At 73.9% G+C, this 20,246-nt stretch carries 8 protein-coding genes; 6 read left to right on the top strand and 2 right to left on the bottom strand.

Annotated features, from left to right (window positions below):
* The first annotated feature begins 173 nt into the window (after positions 1–173).
* Positions 174–992 (top strand): hypothetical protein, encoded by an 819-nt coding sequence (locus OG823_RS30775; protein WP_371483416.1) that lies wholly within the window; start codon positions 174–176, stop codon positions 990–992.
* Between the two features lie 78 nt (positions 993–1,070).
* On the opposite strand, the gene OG823_RS30780 is transcribed toward OG823_RS30775, so the two are convergent.
* Entirely contained in the window at positions 1,071–3,563 is a 2,493-nt protein-coding gene (locus OG823_RS30780) for a DEAD/DEAH box helicase (RefSeq protein ID WP_371484717.1), read from the bottom strand.
* A 247-nt stretch (positions 3,564–3,810) separates the two neighbouring features.
* Here OG823_RS30780 and OG823_RS30785 point away from each other — a divergent pair, with 247 nt between their 5' ends.
* A complete protein-coding gene (locus tag OG823_RS30785; RefSeq protein WP_371483417.1) occupies positions 3,811–4,992 on the top strand; it encodes an 8-amino-7-oxononanoate synthase in 1,182 nt (393 codons plus the stop codon).
* A gap of 150 nt (positions 4,993–5,142) precedes the next feature.
* On the opposite strand, the gene ligD is transcribed toward OG823_RS30785, so the two are convergent.
* Positions 5,143–6,150 (bottom strand): non-homologous end-joining DNA ligase, encoded by a 1,008-nt coding sequence (ligD, locus tag OG823_RS30790; protein ID WP_371483418.1) that lies wholly within the window; start codon positions 6,148–6,150, stop codon positions 5,143–5,145.
* A gap of 91 nt (positions 6,151–6,241) precedes the next feature.
* On the opposite strand from ligD, the gene OG823_RS30795 reads away from it, so the two are divergent.
* The 4 genes from OG823_RS30795 (at position 6,242) to OG823_RS30810 (ending at position 20,055) form a co-directional block, all read left to right on the top strand.
* On the top strand, positions 6,242–7,303 hold the full coding sequence (locus OG823_RS30795) for an ATP-dependent DNA ligase (RefSeq protein WP_371483419.1): 1,062 nt from the start codon (positions 6,242–6,244) through the stop codon (positions 7,301–7,303).
* 445 nt (positions 7,304–7,748) lie between these two features.
* Complete coding sequence (locus tag OG823_RS30800; protein ID WP_371483421.1) at positions 7,749–10,856, top strand: amino acid adenylation domain-containing protein; 3,108 nt, start codon at positions 7,749–7,751, stop codon at positions 10,854–10,856.
* A 267-nt stretch (positions 10,857–11,123) separates the two neighbouring features.
* Positions 11,124–16,826, top strand: coding sequence for an amino acid adenylation domain-containing protein (locus tag OG823_RS30805; RefSeq protein WP_371483423.1), 5,703 nt, complete (start codon positions 11,124–11,126; stop codon positions 16,824–16,826).
* Entirely contained in the window at positions 16,813–20,055 is a 3,243-nt protein-coding gene (locus tag OG823_RS30810) for an amino acid adenylation domain-containing protein (protein ID WP_371483424.1), read from the top strand. The genes OG823_RS30805 and OG823_RS30810 overlap by 14 nt, the downstream gene beginning before the upstream one ends.
* Positions 20,056–20,246 lie beyond the last annotated feature (191 nt).

Genomic DNA, 20,246 nt, shown 5'->3' on the forward strand with positions numbered 1-20,246 from the left:
CTGATCCTGCCCGGTGGCCGCCCGGCCGCGCCAGAGGAAACCCGCCAGAAGATCCAGCCGAGGATGTGCGAGTTGTCACAGTGTCGCCGCTCACAGTAGTGGCGCAGGTCACCCCGCATTCGAACGGTGACCCACCGTTCGGCCGTACGGGCGCACGGCCTAGAATCTGCGCCATGACCACGCAGGGGCAACGTGACCCGCAACCCGCAGGCCGACGACCGGACGGACGATCGGAGCGGGCCCGGCGCGCGACGCGGACCCTGCCCGCCAAGGCACTGGGCTGGTGCGTCGTGGTGGCCGTCGTCGCGGGCGGCGGATGGGTGGTGAGCCGGCCCCACCCCGGCGACTGGATACCCGGGCTCGGCCCCTCCAGTGCCGACGCCACCAAGACCCCGCCGGTGGTCGGCAACCCGCTGCCGCCGACCGACACCGATCCCGAGGCCCTCACCGCCGACCGCTACTTCCCCGCGCAGCGCACCATCGAGATGGGCGGCTACAAGGGCAAGCGCAACGGCGCCCGGCAGGGCCAGGACTGCGCCGAGACGCTGCGCGCGCGCGACGTGGACCCGCTGCACGACACCGGCTGCCAGGGTTACGTCACCGTCAGCTTCTCCGGCATCGACCACCCGGCGCTGCTCAGCAGCGTGACCGTGCTGCGGTTCGCCGACGACGCCTCCGCGGCGAAGGCCGCGCAGGCCCTGCGCGCGCAGGAGAACGCCGCCGCCGCCCTCGCCTTCATCCTTCCGGACACCACGGCCGCCCCGGCGCCGACGGCCGGCGCCCAGCAGCCCCGGGTGGAGGCCGTCGGTCACTACCTGACCGTCACCGCCTCCCGCCTCACCGAGACGCACAGCGCCTCCCCGACCGCCGGTGCGAGCAGCCCGGGCGTCACGGCCGGCGCCTCCACCGCGGGCCAGAGCGCCGAGCAGCAGATCGAGGCCGCCACCCGGGCCGTCTCCTACGCGGCCGGCGCCCAGTTCATCTGGACCTGATCACCCTCCGGCCCGTGGTGTCCTGACGAATGGTCAGGACACCACGGGCCGGAGCGGTCCCGGGCGGCCGCGCCGGCCTCAGCCGTCCAGCCTGTTCACGGCGGTGACCCGCAGGACCGCCCGGCCCTCCTCGTCGGAGCCGTGCAGGTCCACCTCCGCGCTGATGCCCCAGTCGTGGTCGTCGGCCGGGTCGTCGAAGATCTGCCGCACCTGCCAGGCGTCCTCCTCCTGCTCGATCAGCAGCATCTTGGGACCGCGCGCGTCCGGACCGGTGGAGAGGTCGTCGTGCTCCTCCCAGTACGCGTCCATCGCGTCCGCCCAACGGTCGGCGTCCCAGCCGTACTCGCCGTCCAGCTCGCCCAGCGCGTGGTAGTTCTCCAGCGCGGCGAGCTCCACCCGGCGGAACATCTCGTTGCGCACCAGCACCCGGAACGCCCGCTCGTTGGCGGTGACCGGCGCCGGCCGGTCGTCCAGTCGCACCTCGGGCGCCAACGGGTCGGTGGGGTTGGCCAGTTGCTCCCACTCGTCGAGCAGACTGGAGTCGACCTGGCGGACCAGCTCGCCCAGCCAGGCGATCACGTCCTTCAGGTCGTCCGTCTTGATGTCCTCGGGGACGGTCTGCTCCAGCGCCTTGAACGCGCCCGCCAGATAGCGCAGCACGATGCCCTCGGTGCGGGCCAGATCGTAGTGGCCGACGTAGTCGGTGAAGGTCATCGCCCGCTCGTACAGGTCCCGGACGACCGACTTCGGCTGCAACGGGTGGTCGCCGATCCAGGGGTGCGCGCGCCGGTACACCTCGTACGCGTGGCTGAGCAGCTCCTCCAACGGCTTCGGGTACGTGATGTCCTGGAGCCGCTCCATCCGCTCCTCGTACTCGACCCCGTCGCGCTTCATCTCGCCGATGGCCTCACCGCGCGCCTTGTTCTGCTGCGAGGCGAGGATCTGCCGGGGGTCGTCGAGGGTCGCCTCCACCACCGAGACCACGTCCATCGCGTACGAGGGCGAGGTCGGGTCGAGCAGGTCGAAGGCGGCCAGCGCGAAGGTGGAGAGCGGCTGGTTGAGCGCGAAGTTCTCCTGCAGGTCGACGGTCAGCCGCACGATCCGGCCCTCGGCGTCCGGCTCCGGCAGCCGCTCGACCACGCCGCCGTCCAGGAGCGAACGGTAGATCGCGATCGCGTTGCGGATGTGCCGGCGCTGCGCCGAGCGCTCCTCGTGGTTGTCGGTCAGCAGGTGGCGCATCGCCTCGAAGGCGTTGCCGGGCCGGCCGATCACCGAGAGCAGCATCGCGTGGCTGACCTTGAACCGGGAGACCAGCGGCTCCGGGTCGGCGGCGATGAGCTTCTCGAAGCCCTCCTCGGTCCAGCCGACGAAGCCCTCCGGCGCCTTCTTGCGGACCACCTTGCGACGCTTCTTCGGGTCGTCGCCGGCCTTGGAGAGCGCCTTGTCGTTCTCCACCACGTGCTCCGGCGCCTGTGCGACGACCTGCCCGACGGTGTCGAAGCCGGCCCGCCCGGCCCGGCCGGCGATCTGGTGGAACTCCCGCGCCCGCAGGGTCCGAACCCGGATGCCGTCGTACTTGGAGAGGGCGGTGAACAGAACGGTGCGGATCGGCACGTTGACGCCGACGCCGAGCGTGTCCGTCCCGCAGATCACCTTCAACAGGCCCGCCTGGGCGAGGCGTTCGACCAGCCGGCGGTACTTGGGCAGCATGCCCGCGTGGTGCACGCCGATGCCGTGCCGCACGAACCGGGAGAGGTTGCGGCCGAACTTGGTGGTGAAGCGGAAGTTGCCGATGAGGGTGGCGATCGCGTCCTTCTCCGCCTTCGAGCACATGTTGATGCTCATCAGCGACTGCGCCCGCTCCACCGCCTCCTTCTGGGTGAAGTGCACGACGTACACCGGCGCCTGACCGGTCGTCAGCAACTCCTCCAGGGTGTCGTGCATGGTGGTGCGGCGGTACTCGTAGAACAGCGGAACGGGCCGGGTCACCGAGCGGACCACGGTGGTCGGCCGGCCGGTGCGGCGGGCCAGATCCTCCTCGAACCGGCGGACGTCGCCGAGGGTGGCCGACATCAGCAGGAACTGCGCGTGCGGCAGCTCCAGGATCGGGATCTGCCAGGCCCAGCCGCGATCCGGCTCGGCGTAGAAGTGGAACTCGTCCATCACGACCTGGCCGACGTCGGCCTGCGCCCCGTCGCGCAGGGCGATGTTCGCCAGCACCTCGGCGGTGCAGCAGATGATCGGCGCGGTCGGGTTCACGCTCGCGTCGCCGGTCATCATGCCGACCTGCTCGGTGCCGAACATCTTGCACAGGTCGAAGAACTTCTCCGACACCAGCGCCTTGATCGGCGCGGTGTAGAACGTCCGCTTGCCCTCCGCCAGTGCCGCGAAGTGCGCACCGGCCGCCACCAGGCTCTTACCGGAGCCGGTCGGCGTCGCCAGGATGACGTTGTTTCCTGACACCAGCTCGATCAGCGCCTCCTCCTGCGCGGGGTAGAGCGTGATCCCGCGCTCCTCCGCCCAGGCGGCGAACGTCTCGTACAGCGCGTCGGGAGTGGCAGGGCTCGGCATCAGGTCCAGGAGGGTCACCCGGCTATCTTGCCTGCTCGCGCCGTCCCCGGGCAAAGGCCGGGGACGGCGCGAGCCGATCGGCGCCCGGTGGGCCGCCTCCCTCGCCCGCCGCCTCGCGGCCTGCGCCGCTCGCGTCCGGCGACCTCGGCGGCTCCGGCGTCCGCTGCGCTCGTACGGCCACCGCCCCGGTGGCGCTGTGCCCCGGCGCACATTGCCGGTGCCACGCCCCTCGTGCCAGAGTGCGGCCATGGCCCACTCCACCGCGTCCGAGCAGCAGACCCGCACCCCGGCCGCCGTCTTCGACTGGCTCGACGAGGCCGCCGAGCTGCGGGCCCGGGCCGGCCTGACCCGTACGCTGCGCAGCCGGCCCGCCGACGACCCGGTGCTGGACCTGGCGAGCAACGACTACCTCGGGCTGGTCCACCACCCCGCCGTGACCCGCGCCGCCGCCGACGCGGCGCTGCGCTGGGGCGGCGGCGCGACCGGCTCCCGGCTGGTCACCGGCACCACCGCACTGCACACCGAGCTGGAGGATGAGCTCGCCGACTTCTGCGGGGTCGAGGCGGCGCTCGTCTTCTCCTCCGGCTACACCGCGAACCTGGCCGCGCTCACCGCGCTCACCGACCCCGACACCCTGATCGTCTCGGACGCCTACAACCACGCCTCCCTGATCGACGGCTGCCGGCTGTCGCGCAGCGACGTGCACCGCGCCCCGCACAGCGACCCGGCCGCCGTCGCCGTCGCCCTGGCCGAGCGCAGCCACCGCCGGGCCCTGGTCGTCACCGACTCGGTGTTCTCGGTCGACGGCAACGCGGCACCGCTGCCCGAGCTCTCCGCGGCCGCCCGCGCGCACGGCGCCGCCCTGCTGGTGGACGACGCCCACGGGCTCGGCGTGCTCGGCCCCGGCGGCGCGGGCGCGCTGGCCGCCGCCGCTCTCGCCGGGCAGCCGGACACCGTCGCCACCGTCACCCTCTCCAAGTCGCTCGGCTCCCAGGGCGGCGCCGTCCTCGGGCCCCGCCGGGTCATCCGCCACCTGACCGAGACCGCCCGCACCTTCATCTTCGACACCGGTCTGGCCCCCGCCGCGGCGGGCGCCGCGCTCGGCGCGCTGCGCCTGCTGCGGGCCGAACCGCACCGCGCGGAGCGGGCCCGCGAGGTCGCCCGGCTGCTCGCCGGCCGGCTCACCGCCGCCGGCCTCCGGGCCAGCACGCCGGACGCGGCCGTGGTCTCGGTACGCGCGCCCGGCCCGGAGGCCGCCGTCGCCTGGGCGGCGGACTGCCGTACCGCGGGTCTGGCGGTGGGCTGCTTCCGGCCGCCGTCCGTGCCCGACGGCATCTCCCGGCTGCGGCTGACCGCCCGGGGCGACCTCACGGACGCCCAGATCGATGACGCGGTACGGATCATCCGGCGGACGGCCCCGGCCGGCTGACCCGTCCGGCCGACCCGTCCAGTGGTCGGCGCGGACCGGCACGGGCCGGTGCGGACCGGTGCGGGCCGGTGCGGGCCGGGCCGGTCCGCACCGGCATCTGTGGGGCCGCGTCGCCGCAGGACCAACGCGCGCGGGCCGCCGCCGTGCGGGTCAGTGTTTGCGGGCGCGGCTGGGCTGGACCCGGGGCGGCTCGCCGGCCGCCTTGGGGTGGTCCGGAGGGTAGGGCAGCTCGCCGAGGCCCTCGTCCTTCGCCTGCCGCTCGTACAGCTCCAGCAGCGGTTCCAGCGAGAAGGCCTGTCCGTCCATGCCCGCCTGCAGGTCGCCGACCTCGGCGAAGCGCGCGGGCACCGTGCGCAGGTCGAAGTCCTCCGGCGAGGCGTCGTCCAGCTCCTCCCAGCGCAGCGGGGTGGAGGCGGTGGCGCCCGGCCGGGCGCGCAGTGAGTACGCCGAGGCGATGGTCCGGTCGCGGGCCATCTGGTTGTAGTCGACGAAGATCTTCTCGCCCCGCTCCTCCTTCCACCACGCGGTGGTCACCCGCCCGGGCATCCGCTGCTCCAGCAGGCGGCCGAGGGCGATCACGGCGTGCCGGCCGTCGGTGAACGTCCAGCGCGGCTCCAGCGGGACGTAGACGTGCAGTCCGCGGCCGCCGGAGGTCTTGGGCCAGCCCTGCATTCCGTGCTCGGTCAGCAGCTGGCGCAGCTCGTGGGCGGCCCGGGCGGCGTCGTGGAAGTCCGTGCCGGGCTGCGGGTCGAGGTCGATCCGCAGCTCGTCCGGGTGCTCGGTGTCGGCACGGCGGACCGGCCAGGGGTGGAAGGTCAGGCAGCCGAGGTTGGCCGCCCACAGCACGGCGGCGGGCTCGGTGGGGCAGATCTCGTCGGCCGAGCGCCCGCTCGGGAAGTTGATGGTCGCCGTCGGCAGCCAGTCGGGCAGGCCCTTGGGAGCGCGCTTCTGGTAGAAGAACTCGCCCGTTACGCCGTCCGGGAAGCGCTGCAGGGTGGTCGGGCGCTCGCGCAGCCCCCGCAGCACGCCGTCGGCGACCGCCAGATAGTACTGAGCGACGTCCAGCTTGGTGTACCCGCGCTCGGGGAAGTACACCTTGTCCGGGTTCGACAGCCGTACGGCGCGACCGGCCACGTCCAGTTCCACAGCTCCAGCCATACCGACCACGCTAGGCCGCGGGGTCGGCGCGCGCGCCCGGAGCGGGTGCCTCCCCGCGCGCCGGGGCGGCTGCGCGGGCACCATCGGAGGCATGGACCTGCCTGTGATGCCCCCGGTCGCGCCGATGCTCGCGAAGGCCGTGCCCGCGATCCCGCCGGGCATGCAGTACGAGGGCAAGTGGGACGGCTTCCGCGCGATCGTCTTCCGGGACGGCGACGAGGTCGAGATCGGCAGCCGTACCGGAAAGCCGCTGACCCGGTACTTCCCCGAGCTGGTCACGGCCTTCCGCCGGGAGCTGCCGGCCCGCTGCGTGGTGGACGGCGAGATCGTGATCGTCCGGGACGGCCGGCTGCGCTTCGAGGAGCTGCTGGAGCGGATCCACCCGGCGGCCTCCCGGGTCCGGACCCTCGCCGAGCGCACGCCCGCGTCCTTCGTGGGCTTCGACCTGCTGGCGCTCGGCGAGCGCTCCCTGCTGGACGAGCCGCTGGAGATCCGCCGCGCCGCCCTGGTGGAGGCCCTGGCCGGAGCCGGCGACCCGGTCTTCACGGCCCCCGCCACCACCGACCTCGACCTGGCCGGCACCTGGTTCTCGCAGTTCGAGGGCGCGGGGCTGGACGGCGTGGTGGCCAAGCCGCTGGACCAGCCCTACCGGCCCGGCGACCGGACGATGTTCAAGGTCAAGCACGGGCGGACCGCCGACTGCGTGGTGGCCGGCTACCGCGAGCACAAGAGCGGGCCGGTGGTCGGCTCCCTGCTGCTCGGCCTGTACGACACCGACGGGCGGCTGCAGCACGTCGGCGTCTGCGCGGCCTTCCCGATGGCCCGCCGCCGTGAGCTCGCCGAGGAACTGGCCCCACTGCGGACCGACGGGCTCACCGGCCACCCCTGGGCCGCCTGGGCGGACGAGCAGGCACAGGCGGGCGGGCGGCTGCCCGGAGCGCAGAGCCGCTGGACGGGCGGCAAGGACCTCTCCTGGGTGCCGCTGCGCCCGGAGCGGGTCTGCGAGGTCGGCTACGACCACATGGAGGGCACCCGGTTCCGGCACACCGTCCAGTTCCGCTCGTGGCGGCCCGACCGGACGCCGGAGAGCTGCACCTACGAGCAGCTGGAGGAGCCGGTCTCCTACGACCTCGCACGGGTCCTGGGCGCGTAGGAGACGCCACGGCGCCCGCGGCGGCCCGGGCCGGGCCGGCCGCCGCGGCGGACGCAACTGCCGCAGCTGCCGCAACGGGCGTTCGCGGGCGATCGACGGCCGGGGCGTTCATCGCGCAGGGCTCACCGTCATTGTCGCTGTACAGCAATGTGAATGACGTGTCGTCAGTACTTCACAGGGAATCCTTGACGAGGCATTTGGTCTATGCCAATCTCCTGGAAGGTCTGGACCAGCGGTCCTCCGCTCACGGAGGCCGGATCCGCCGGGGCGTGCCACGGGGGGCACGCTCAGGGCGGCGGTGTGCCGGGCCGCAACGGCCGGCGGCCGGCCCCGCGCACGGGCCGGGCACCACCCGCGGGCCGGTCTCTCCACCAGCCCGCGGCCGGCACCGGCCGCCGTCCGGGCGTGCGCTCCCGAACCCCCGACCGTCGAAGTGAGCCCGCCGATGCCCGAGCAGCACCACGACCGCAGCGCCATCCCCGCCGGCCCGGCCCAGCTGGGAGTCTGGCTGACCGAGCGCCTGCTTCCCGTCCACGAGGCCTACCACCTGCCCCTGCGGATCTCCTTCGGCCGGCTCGACGCCGACGCCCTCGACCGCGCCGTGACCGCACTGGTCCGCCGGCACCCGCTGCTGACCACCGTGGCGGCCGAGCGCGACGGCGAGGTCCTGCTGGTGCCGGCCGGCGCGCCCGTCCGCCTGGTCCGGGTGGACGCGGGCGACGACAGCCCGGCCGACTTCGAGAAGCGGGTGGCCGAGGACGGCGCCCGCCCGTTCCTCCCGGAGTCCGGTCCGCCGGTTCGCTTCACCCTGTACCGGCGTCCGGAGGGGCGGGCCGAGCTGCTGGTGGTGGCGCACCACGCGGTGTTCGACGGCGCCTCCAAGGAGGTCCTGGTCAACGACCTGGCCGCCGGCTACGGCGCCGCCCTGCGCGGCGAAACGGCGGCCGGTGAGACCGCGCCCCGCCACCCCGCCACCGCGCCCGCGCCGGACGACGAGGCGGTCCGCGGCGCCGCGCGGTGGTACGGCCCGCGCTGGGCGGCGGCCACCGAGCCCGTCCTGCCGGGCCTCCCGCGCGCCGGCACGGCCGCCGCACCGGGCGACGTCGTGCACCTCCGGCTGGACGGGTCCGCCCGCGCCGAGCTGGCCACGGCCGCCGGGAACAGCGGTGTCACCGTGTTCGAGTTCCTGCTCGCGGCCCTGCACGGGCTGCTGGCCCGCTACGGGGGCGAGGCCGTACCGGTGGCCGTGGCCCTGTCCACCCGGGCCGCCGCGCAGGCCGGGGAGATCGGCCTGTTCGTCAACGAGCTGCCCGTGCACGCACCCGTGCTCGATCCGGACGGTCCCGGGGGCGGGGCCCCGGCCCGCACCGCCTTCCAGCGGTACGCCCGCGCCGTACGGGCGGAGCTCCGCGGCGGATACCCGTACCGCGCCGTGCCGTTCGGTACGGCCGTGGCCGGTCTGAGCCCCCGGGTCGGCCTGACCCCCGTCTCGCTGGGCTACCGCCGACGCGGGCCGGATCCGGTCTTCGAGGGCGCCGAGGCCCGGGTCGACTGGGCCGTCTTCAACGGCACCGCCCGCAACACCCTGCACCTCCAGGTGGTCGACGCACCGGACGGGGTCGATCTCGGCCTGCAGTACGACCCCGAGGTGATCGCGCCCGCCACCGCCCGCAGGATCGCCGGGCACTACACGACCCTGCTGGCGGGCGCCGTCGCCGCGCCGGGTACCGCGCTGGCCGACCTGCCGCTGTTGGACGAGGACGAGTACCGCGCCGTCACGGGCCGCCCGAACACCACCGCACGGGCCTACCCCGCCGACCGCACGGTGCTCGACCTCGTCCGCGAGCGGGCTGCCGCCGACCCCGGGGCCGTCGCCGTCACCGCCGGCGCCGACCGGCTGGGCTACCGCGAGCTGATCACCCGCGCCGAGCGGCTGGCCGCCGTCCTGCGCGCCGCCGGAGCAGGCCCGGGCACGCTGGTCGGCCTGCACCTGGACCGTACCGTGGCCCTGCCGGTGGCCCTGCTCGCCGTCCTCGCCACCGGCGCCGCCTACCTGCCGCTCGACCCCGGCTACCCGCCCGAGCGGCTCGCCCAGGTGTTCGCCGACTCCGGCGCCGCACTGCTGCTGGCCGACCACGAGCCCTCGCCGGAGCTCGCCGCGGTCGCCCCCGTGGTGCTGCGGCCGGCCGACGCCGCGCAGTCCGATCCGGCGCGGCCGGTGACCGACGGCCCCGGACCCGAGGACCGTGCGTACGTGCTCTACACCTCCGGGTCCACCGGGCGGCCGAAGGGTGTGGAGGTCGGGCACCGGGCGCTGGTGAACCTGCTGAGCTCCTTCGCCGAGCGGCTCGGTTCGGGGCCGGGGGACGTGTGGCTGGGGCTGACCTCGCTGTCCTTCGACATCTCGGCGCTGGAGATCTTCCTGCCGCTGATCACCGGTGGTCGCCTGGTGCTGGCCCCGGAGGGCCTGGCCACCGACGGCCCCGGACTGCTCGACCTGATCGAGCGCGAGCAGATCACCCACGCCCAGGCCACCCCCTCCGGCTGGCGGGTGCTGCTGGCCGCCGAACCGGGCGCCCTCGGCGTGGTCGGGCTGGTCGGCGGCGAGGCCCTGCCCCTGCCGCTCGCCCGTGAACTGCGCGGCGTCCTGCACGGGCTGCACAACGGGTACGGCCCCACCGAGACCACCATCTACTCCACCTGCGCCGAGATCCCGCGCGACGCCGAACGGGTGACCATCGGCCGGCCGATCTCCAACACCCGGGCCTACGTGCTCGACGCCGACCTGCGCCCCACCCCGCTCGGCATACCCGGGGAGCTGCTGCTCGGCGGCGACGGCCTGGCACACGGCTATCTGGGCCGGCCCGAGTTGACCGCCGAGCGGTTCGTGCGGGATCCGTTCGGTCCGGCGGGGGGCCGGTTGTACCGGACGGGGGACCTGGCGGCCTGGACGGCCGACGGTGAGCTGGACTTCCTGGGGCGGATCGACAACCAGGTGAAGATCCGCGGCCACCGGATCGAACTCGGCGAGATCGAGGCCCGGTTGCTGGAGCACCCGGCCGTCGCCGAGGCCGCCGTCGCGGCCCACCACGACGATGCCGCAGCGCCGTACCTGGTCGGCTACGTGACCCTGGCCGCGGGCGAGCCGGGCCTCCCGCAGCTGCGCGAGCACCTGCTGCGGACGCTGCCCGCCCCGATGGTGCCGCAGCGCTTCCTGCGGCTGGAGCGGCTGCCGCTGACGCCGAGCGGCAAGCTCGACCGCCGGGCTCTGCCGCCCGCTCCCGCCGAGCCCTCGACCTCGGCCGAGCGGCCCTCGCCCGGGCCGGCGGCGGATCCGGTGGAGGAGGCGGTCCGCGAGATCTGGGCGCAGGTGCTCGACCTCCCCGACGTCGGACCGGACGACGACCTCTTCGACCTGGGCGGACACTCACTGACGATCATTCAGATCGGCGCGCGGATCCGCAGGACGCTGGGCGTCGAGCTCGGCTTCGACATCTTCTTCGACGTCCCGACCGTGGCCGGTATCGCGGCGGCGGTACGCGAGCGCCTCTGACCGACGCGGGAGGGGCGGGCCCCGTGCGGCCCGCGCCTCCCGCCCCGGCGCCGCTCCGCGCGGCCCCCGGCGCACCCGCGCGCCGCCCCTCATGTGCCGTCCCCCGCGGTGTCGTCGCGACCGGCCGCTCCTGGCCGCGGCTCCACGGCGCCCCGACCCGAGCCCCTCGCCGCTGCTCCGCCGCGGCCTTCGGCGCGCTGCGCCCCATCCCCTTCCGTGCCGCTGCCCCGTGGCGGCCCGCCGGTACCCCACCTCGACAGGAATCCGATGAGTGAGACGCAGGACCCCCAGGCAGACTGGTCGGCCGCCAAGCGCAGTCTGCTGGCCCAGCGGTTGCGCGGCTCCGCCGCCCCGGCCCAGGTGGTCGGGCGCCGTCCGGCGGGTACGGTGCCGCCGTTGTCCAGCGGGCAGGAGCGGCTCTGGTTCATGGAGCAGTTCGCGCCCGGGAGTACGGCGTACGCGCTCGCGCCCGCGCGGCGGTTGCGCGGCCCGCTGGACCGCTCCGCACTGGACGCCGCGCTCACCGAGCTCGTCGCCCGGCACGAGGGGCTGCGGATGGCCTTCCCCAGTAGCGAGGACGGCGTCGCCGAGGTCACCGTCGCCGATCCGGCACCCTTCGCCGCCCGCTTGGTCGACGTCTCCGGCGACGCCGGGGGGCACCCGGAGCAGGACCCGGAGCTCCGGGCCGCCGCGGTCATCCAGGACGCCGTTGCCGAGCCGTTCGATCTCGCCGCCGGCCCGCTGCTGCGCGCGGTGCTGGTCCGGCTGGCCACGGAGGACCACGTGCTCGCCCTGGTGATGCACCACATCGCCTGTGACGGCTGGTCGGTGGACATCCTCAACCGGGAGCTGTCGGTGCTCTACGCGCGCCACTGCGGGGGCGAGACGGAGCCGCTCCCCGAGCCGGCGGTGCAGTTCGGCGACTACGCGCGCTGGCAGCGCGCCCGGCTGACGGACGGATCGCTCACCGCCTCACGCGACTACTGGCGCACCGAGCTGGCCGACGTCCCGTCGCTCGACCTGCCCACCGACCGGCCGCGGCCGCCGGTGCTGACCTTCGACGGCGCCGTGCACCGCTTCCGGTGGAGCGGCGAACTGTCGGACCGCGTCGGCGAGTTGTCGCGCGCCTACGGGGCCTCCCGGTACATGGTGCTGATGGCGGCGTTCCAGGTGCTGTTGGCCCGGCACAGCGGTCAGTCGGACTTCGCGGTCGGCTCGCCGGTGGCGGGTCGTCTGCATCGTGAACTCGAAGGCGTGGTCGGGCCGTTCGTGAACATGCTGCCGGTGCGGGCGCGCCTCGATGACGATCCGTCGTTCGGGCGGCTGGTGAGCCGGGTGCGCGAGCGGACCCTGGACGCCTACACGCACCAGGAGGTGCCGTTCGAGCAGATGGTCACCGACCTCGCGGTGGAGCGGGACGTCAGCCGGTCCGCGGTGTTCCAGACCACCTTCGCCTTCCAGAACTACGGCGAACGGGCCGCCCCCGGCGCCCCGGCGGCGGCGCTCGGAAACGAGGGGTTCGGCTACGAGAGCACCACCACGCACTTTGACCTCGCGCTGTACCTGACGGAGCTGGAGGACGGCCTGCTCGGGGTGTTCACCTACCGTACGGATCTGTTCGACGCGGCGACGGTGGAGCGGTTCGCGGAGCGTTTCGAGTTGTTGGTGGTGGCGGCGTTGGCGGATCCGGATGTGCCGGTGTCGCGGTTGCCGTTGTTGGGTGCGGGTGAGTTGGCGTGTGTGGTGGGGGAGTGGGCGGTGGGGCCGGAGTTGCCGGTGGGTGGGCCGGTGACGTTGACGGGGTTGATCGCGCGCAGTGTGGAGCGGTGTCCGGATGAGCCGGCGTTGGTGTTCGAGGATCGGGTGGTGAGTTACCGGGAGTTGGGTGCGGGGGCGGATCGGTTGGCGTTGCGGTTGCGTGCTCTGGGGGTGGGGCGTGATGACCGGGTGGCGGTGTGTCTGGAGCAGTCGCCGGAGTTGGCGGTGGCGTTGGTGGGGGTGTTGAGGGCGGGGGGTTGTTATCTGCCGTTGGATCCGGAGGCGCCGTCGGCGCGGTTGGACGCGTTGGTGGCGGATGCGGGTGCGGTGGTGTTGGTGACGGATTCGTTGTTGGGGGTGCGGTTCCCGGGGTTCGCGGGGGCGCGGGTGTTGGTGGACGTTGATGCGGACGTGGATGCGGACGTCGAGGTGGGCGGTGACGTCGGTGTTGGTTTCGGTGGGTTGGGGGAGGTGTCGGGGCCGGGGGATCTGGCGTATGTGATTTATACGTCGGGTTCGACGGGTGTGCCGAAGGGGGTGGCGGTTCAGCATCGGGAGGTGGTGAATTATCTGGTGGGGGTGGGTGAGCGGTTGGGGGTGGTGCCGGGGTCGAGTTTCGGGTTGTTGCAGTCGTTGTCGTTCGATTTCAGTATCACGATGTTGTATCTGGCGTTGGGTTCGGGTGGGCGGGTGCATCTGTTGCCGCGGCGGATTGCGGGGGTGGAGTTGGCGGAGCGGATAGAGGCGTTGGGTGTTGATTATCTGAAGATGACGCCGTCGCATTTGGCGGCGTTGGGTGCTGATGTGTCGGTGGAGCGGTTGTTGCCGCGTCGGGCGTTGGTGCTGGGTGGTGAGGCGAGTGCGTTCGGGTGGGCGCGGGAGTTGGCGGCGTCGGGTCGGTGTGCGGTGTTCAACCACTACGGGCCGACGGAGGCGACGGTGGGGGTGACGGTGTTCGAGGTGACGGCGCCGGGTCCGTCGTCCGGTGCGCTGTCCGGTCCGTCGTCGGGTGCGGTGTCGGGTGCGGGCTCCGGTTCGTCGTCGGGTGTGGTGTCGGTGGGGAGTACGCCGATCGGGCGGCCGTTGGCGGGGGCGCGGTGTTATGTGCTGGATGGGCATCGTCGTCCGGTGCCGCCGGGTGTGGTGGGGGAGTTGTATGTGGGTGGGGAGCGGTTGGCGCGGGGGTATCTGGGGCGGGGGGATCTGACGGCGGAGCGGTTTGTGGAGGATCCGTTCGGGGGTGTGGGTGCGCGGTTGTATCGGACGGGGGATCTGGCTCGGTGGCGGGGGGATGGTGAGCTGGAGTTCCTGGGTCGGGGTGATCATCAGATCAAGGTGCGTGGGTATCGGGTGGAGCCGGGGGAGATCGAGGCGGCGTTGACGGCGTTGCCGGGGGTGTCCCAGGCGGTGGTGGTGGCGCGGGGTGAGGGTGTCAGGCAGACGTTGGTGGCGTATCTGGAGTGTCCGGGGGGTGGGGTCGGGGCGGCGGGGGAGTTGCGGGCGGCGTTGGTGAGGGTGTTGCCGGATTACATGGTTCCGGCGCGGTATGTGGTGCTGGAGCGGTTCCCGTTGCAGGCGCACGGCAAGGTGGACCGCAAGGCGCTGCCCGCCCCGGAGGAGGGGCCGGTGACCGGTTACCAGCCGCCGGCCACTGCGGAGGAGGAGTTGATCGCCGCGATGTGGGCCGATCTGCTCGACCGTCCGCGGGTCGGTGCGTCGGACGACTTCTTCGAGCTCGGCGGGCATTCGTTGCTGGCCACCCAGGTGGTCGCGCGGATGCGTCGGGCGTATCCCGACCTCCCGACCCCGATCGGGGTGATGGATCTCTTCCAGCACTCCACCGTCCGCGCGCTCGCCGCGTTGGTGGCATCTCCTGACGCCGACCGGGGACCGCGCAAGCTGCTGCACCGCCTCACCCCGCAGCGGGAGGTCACCGCGAGCATCGTCTGTGCGCCCTACGGCGGCGGCAGCGCGCTCATCTACAAGCCGCTCGCCGACGCCCTGCCCGAGGACTGGGCCCTGCACTCGATCGCCGTCCCCGGCCACGAACTCGGCGAGGAGGCGATGGCGACCGAGGAGGTCGCGGAGCGCACCGCGCAGGAGATCCTGGACGACGTGCAGGGCAGGATCGTCCTCTACGGCCACTGCGGCATGGGCGTCATGCTCACCGTCGAGATCGCCCGCCGGCTGGAGGCCGCCGGGCGCGAGGTCGAGGCCGTCCACCTCGGCGGCATCTACCCCTTCGCCCGTCCCGGCGGCCGCAGTTCGGCGATCGCCGAGCGTTTCGCGGCGCTGGCCGAGAAGCTGCGCAGCGACCAGGGCATGGTCAACGGGCTGGCCGCGGCCGGGCTCGACGTGGACGAGGTGGACCCCGACCAGCTGCGGCTGATCGTGCGCAACCGCAGGACCGGCACCAAGGAGGCCGAGCGGTACTTCGGGCGACTGTTCGCCGAGGAGGGCGGGGTGCTGCGCGCGCCGGTGATCTCGGTGGTCGGTGAGCGCGACCCGGCGACGGAGTTTTACCAGGAGCGGTTCCGCGAGTGGCACCGGATCACCGGCACCACCGGTGTGGTCGTCCTCGACGAGGCCGGGCACTTCTACCTCAAGTACCGGGCCGAGGAGTTGGCCCGGATCCTCACCACCGTGCACCGCTCGGTCGCGGACGGCACCGAGGACCGCCACCGGCGCACCGAGGACTCCACCTGGTGGCTGGCGGACATCTCTCGCTCGGCCGAGGAGGCCACGGTCCCGGGCGATGTCCCGGGCGATGTCCCGGGCGATGTCCCGGGCGAGGCCGCCGGCGCCACGCCGCAGCAGGACCCGGCCGTGGTCCGTCCGAGCATGCGGCGCTTCCTGACGGTCGCCACCGGCCAGCAGATCTCGATGATCGGATCCGCGCTCACCGAGTTCGCGCTGCCGGTCTGGATCTACCTGCAGACCGGCTCGCTGGTCCAGTTCGGCCTGCTGGCGGCCTGCGGTCTCGTCCCCGGGATCCTGGCTGCACCGGTGGCAGGCGCGGTGATCGACCGCGGCGACCGCCGTCGCATCATGATCGCCGGTGACCTCGCGGCCGGACTCACCCAGACGGTGATGCTCGTGCTCCACCTCGCGGGCGCCCTGCACGTCTGGCACGCCTACGTCCTGATCGGCGTGCTCTCGGCCGCGCTCACCTTCCAGCGCTTGGCCTGGGGTTCGGCGGTACCGCAACTGGTGCCCAAGCGCTACCTGGGCCGCGCGAACGGCGTCGTCCAGATGGCCTTCGGCTTCGCCCAGTTCCTGGTGCCGCTGTTCGCGGTGGGCCTGCTGGCGGGCATCGGACTCGGCGGCATCCTCGGGCTGGACGTGCTCAGCTACACCGCCGCCACCGCGATCACGCTCGCCGTCCGCTTCCCTGCGGCGATGGCCTGGACCCGCCGCGAGTCGGTGGGCGCCGAGATCCGGGCCGGTTTCCGGCGCGCCCTCGGTAGCAGGCACTTCCGCTCGATGCTGATCTACTTCGCGGTCCTCAACATCTTCCTCTCCCCGCTGTTCCTGCTCACCACCCCGCTGGTGCTCTCCTTCGGCGAACTGCACGACACCGGCTGGATCGCCACCGGCGGCGGGCTCGGCGCGGTGCTCGGCGGCCTGACCCTGCTGGTCTGGGGCGGCCCCCGGCACCACCGGCTGCGCGGAGTCCTGCTGGCCACGCTGGGCCTGGCGGCCGCCTGCTTCGTCACCGGTCTCGCGCCATCCCTGCCGGTGGTGGCGATCGGCGCCTTCGGCATGGCGTTCGGGCTGGCCCTGGTGAACGGCGTCTACGCGACCATCATCCAGACCAAGATCCCGCTGCGCTTCCACGGCCGGGTGATCGCCGTCAACACCATGGTCGCCTGGTCGACCCTGCCGCTCGGCTTCGCGGTGGTGGCGCCGTTCGGCCCCGGCCTGATGCAGCCGCTGATGGACGAGCACGGCGCGCTCGCCTCGACCGTAGGCCGGGTGATCGGCACCGGCGAGGGACGCGGCATCGGCCTGCTCTACCTGCTCTTCGGCCTCGCGATGGCCCTGCTGGTCCTGATCTGCTTCTGCCTGCCGGTCCTCGCCCGTTTCGACCGCGACGTCCCCGACGCCGAGTCCGACGACCTGGTGGGCCTGGAGACCCTGCGGGCGCGCGCGAACGGCCTGCCGCACACCCCCGCCGACACCGACACCGAGGTGCCCCATGACCGGTCCTGACCCGACGAGCGGCCCCGCCGGGGTCCACCCGCTGACGGCAGGGCAGCGTCGGCTCTGGTTCCTGCTCCAACTCAACCCGGACGACGCCGGTTTCAACATGTACCTGGCCCACCGGTGGGCCGGTCCCCTGGACCGGGCGGCGCTCGGCGTCGCACTCACCCGGCTGGCCGCCCGGCACGACATCCTGCGCACCCGGTTCGAACTGCGCGGCGAGGAGCCCGTCCAGGTGGTCGGGCCGCCCGGCCCGGTGGATCTCACCCCGGTCGAACTCCCTTCCACGCCGGACGAGTCGGCAGAGGAGCGCGAGCGGCGGTTCACCGCGGCCGCCGCCCCCCACGTCAACGCCCCGTTCGACCTGGCCGCCGGGCCGCCACTGCGGGCACTGCTGATCGAGGACGAGCCCGAACGGGACAAGGCCGTCGTCATCGTCCTGCACCACATCATCTCGGACGGCTGGTCGGCCCGGACGATGTGGCGCGAGCTGCTCGCCCTCTACCGGGAGGAGATCGGCGAGGCCCCGGCCGACCTTCCGGAACTCGCCCTCCAGTTCGGCGACTTCGCCCGCGCCGAGCTGGCCAGGACGGCTGCCGCCGAGCCCGACGAGGCCTTCCGGTACTGGTCCGAGCAGCTCGCCGGTGTCTCCACGCTGCGCCTGCCGGCCGACCACGCCCGCCCGGCCGACGCGGCCCACCCGGCCGGCTTCGTCGACGTCGAGATCGGCCCGGAGCTCACCGCCGCCCTGGACCGGCTCGCGCGCGAGCAGCGCTGCACCCCGTTCATGGTGCTGCTGGCCGTCTACCAGAGCGTGCTGGCCCGCTGGACCGGTCAGGAGCTCTTCGCGGTCGGCACCCCGCTGGCGGGCCGGGGCGAGGTCTCCCACGAGGCCCTGCTCGGCTACTTCACCCGGACCGGCGTCCTGCGCGCGGACCTCACCGGGGAGCCCGACTTCCGGACGGTGCTGCGTCGGGCCAGATCGGCCACCATGGCGGCCCTCGGGAACCAGGACGTCCCCGAGGAGCGGCTCGCCGCCGCACTCGACCTGCCCGCCCCGCCCGGCCACTCCGCGCTCTACCAGACCCTCTTCGTGCACCAGAGCCAGCACGGCCTGGCCGGTGGCGGGCCGGAGCCGGTGCCCGCAGGTGTCCGGCTCGGCTCGATGGACTCCGGCTTCGCCCGGGCGAAGACCGATCTGCTGCTGGACAGTTGGCGTACCGACGTGGGCCTGACCCTGTCGTTCTGCTACGACCTGGACGTCTTCGAGCGCCGTACCGTGGAAGCCCTGGCCGAGCGGTGCCGCTCGCTGCTGGCCAGGGTGGTGGACGACCCCGGGCTCCCGCTGCACGGCGACTGGCTGCTCACCGACGAGGAGCGGTCCGAGTTGCTCGCCCAGGGCGCCGGACCCGTCGCGAAGCCCGCCCGTCCGCTGCTGGAGCGCTTCGCCGCGCAGGTCGCCGCCACTCCCGGCGCGGACGCCCTGGAGTACGGCGGTGAGGTGCTGTCGTACGCCGAACTCGACCGCCGGTCCTCCCTGGTGGCGCAGCAGATCGGCCCCCGGGCGGGCCGGGCGGTGGCGGTACGGATCGAGCCGTCGTTCGAGATGGTCACCGCCCTGCTGGCGATCTGGAAGGCGGGCGGCTGCTATCTGCCGCTGGACCACGCGCACCCGCCGCAGCGCCAGCGGCTGATGGTCGAGGAGGCCGGCGCGAGCCTGCTGCTCACCACCGGTGACGGCCCCGATCTCGGGGTGCCGGTACGGGCCCTCCCCACCGACTGGCCCACCGGCCCGGCCGTCCCGGAGCGCCCGGCCGGCCCGGAGGGCGGGCCCGCCCCGGAACCTCTGCCGGGCAGCGATCCGGCCGGCGTCGCGTACATCCTCTACACCTCCGGATCGACCGGGGTGCCCAAGGGCGTGGTGGTCGAACACGGTGCGCTCGCCGAGCGGGTCGACTGGATGGCCGGTGACGGCTACGGCCTCGGACCGGCCGACCGGGTGGTCCAGTTCGCGTCCATCGGATTCGACACCCATGCCGAGGAGATCTGGCCCGCACTGGTCTCGGGCGCCTGCTGCGTGCTGCTGCCGGGTGGTGGCCGGATGCTCCCGGACCTGCTGCGCTCGCCGCGCGGCGGATCGGTGACGGTGCTCGACCTGCCGACCGCCTACTGGCACGAACTCGTCTCGCTCGGCGAGCAGGCACCCTGGCCGGCCGCCCTGCGGCTGGTGATCCTCGGCGGTTCCGAGGCCTCGGCGAGCGCCGTCGCGCAGTGGCGCGAGCGGCACGGCGACCGGGTCCGGCTGGTCAACACCTACGGCCCGACCGAGGCCACCGTCATCGTCACCAGCACCGACCTCGGCGCCGCCGACACCCGGCGCCGGCCGCCGCTCGGTACCCCGCTGCCGGGCGTGCGCTGCTACGTGCTGGACCACCGCGGGTCCCTGCTCCCGGCCGGCTCGGAGGGCGAGCTCCACCTCGGTGGCACCGGGCTGGCCCGGGGCTACCTCGGCCGTCCCGAGCTCACCGCGGCGAGCTTCCCGCCCGATCCGTTCGCGGGGCCCGGCCACCGGATGTACCGGACGGGCGACCGCGTCCGGCGCCGTTCGGACGGCCTGCTGGAGTTCCTCGGCAGGGCGGACGAGCAGGTGAAGATCCGCGGGTTCCGGATCGAGCCCGCCGAGATCGAGAACGCGCTGACCGGCCACCCGGCGGTGGCCCGGGCCGCGGTGGTGGTCCGCGACGGCCGCCGACTGGTCGGCTACGTCGTGCCACGGCAGGGCGCGGCCCCGGCGACGGCCGCACTGCGCGAGCACCTGGCCGCGCGGCTCCCGGCGTACATGGTGCCCGACGCGCTGGTGCTGGTGGACGCGCTTCCGTTGACCGCCAACGGCAAGCCCGACCTGGCGGCGCTGCCGGAGCCGGACGGGGACGCCGGGGCCGGGCGCGAGTACCTGGCGCCGCGGACCGACGCCGAGGCCCTGGTGGTCGAGCTGTGGCAGGAGGTGCTGGGCGTCCCCCGGGTCGGCGCGCTCGACGACTTCTTCGAGCTCGGCGGCGACTCGCTGCTGGTGACCAGGGTGGCCGCCCGGATCCGGGCCGGTGTCGGCCTGGACGTCCCGATCCGCGCGGTCTTCGAGAGCGCGACCCCGGCGGCGCTGGCGGCCCGGATCGAGGCGCTGCTGATCGCCGAGATCGACGCCCTCTCCGAGGAGGAGGCGGCGGGCCGGCTGGCCTGACACGGCCGAGCGGCGGGGCCCCGACCGGCTGGTCGGGGCCCCGCCGCTTCCGTGCCCCCGCCGCTCGGTCGTGCCCCCGCCGTTTCCGCGTCCCCGGAGCGGCGGCCGCCGTCCGGCCGCCGCCGCCGCTCCGCGTGGTCGCCCGGGGCCGGTCACCCGGGCCGCGCCTGCGGACGGACGGACGGGCGACG

Source organism: Kitasatospora sp. NBC_00315 (assembly GCF_041435095.1).
Lineage (GTDB): Bacteria > Actinomycetota > Actinomycetes > Streptomycetales > Streptomycetaceae > Kitasatospora.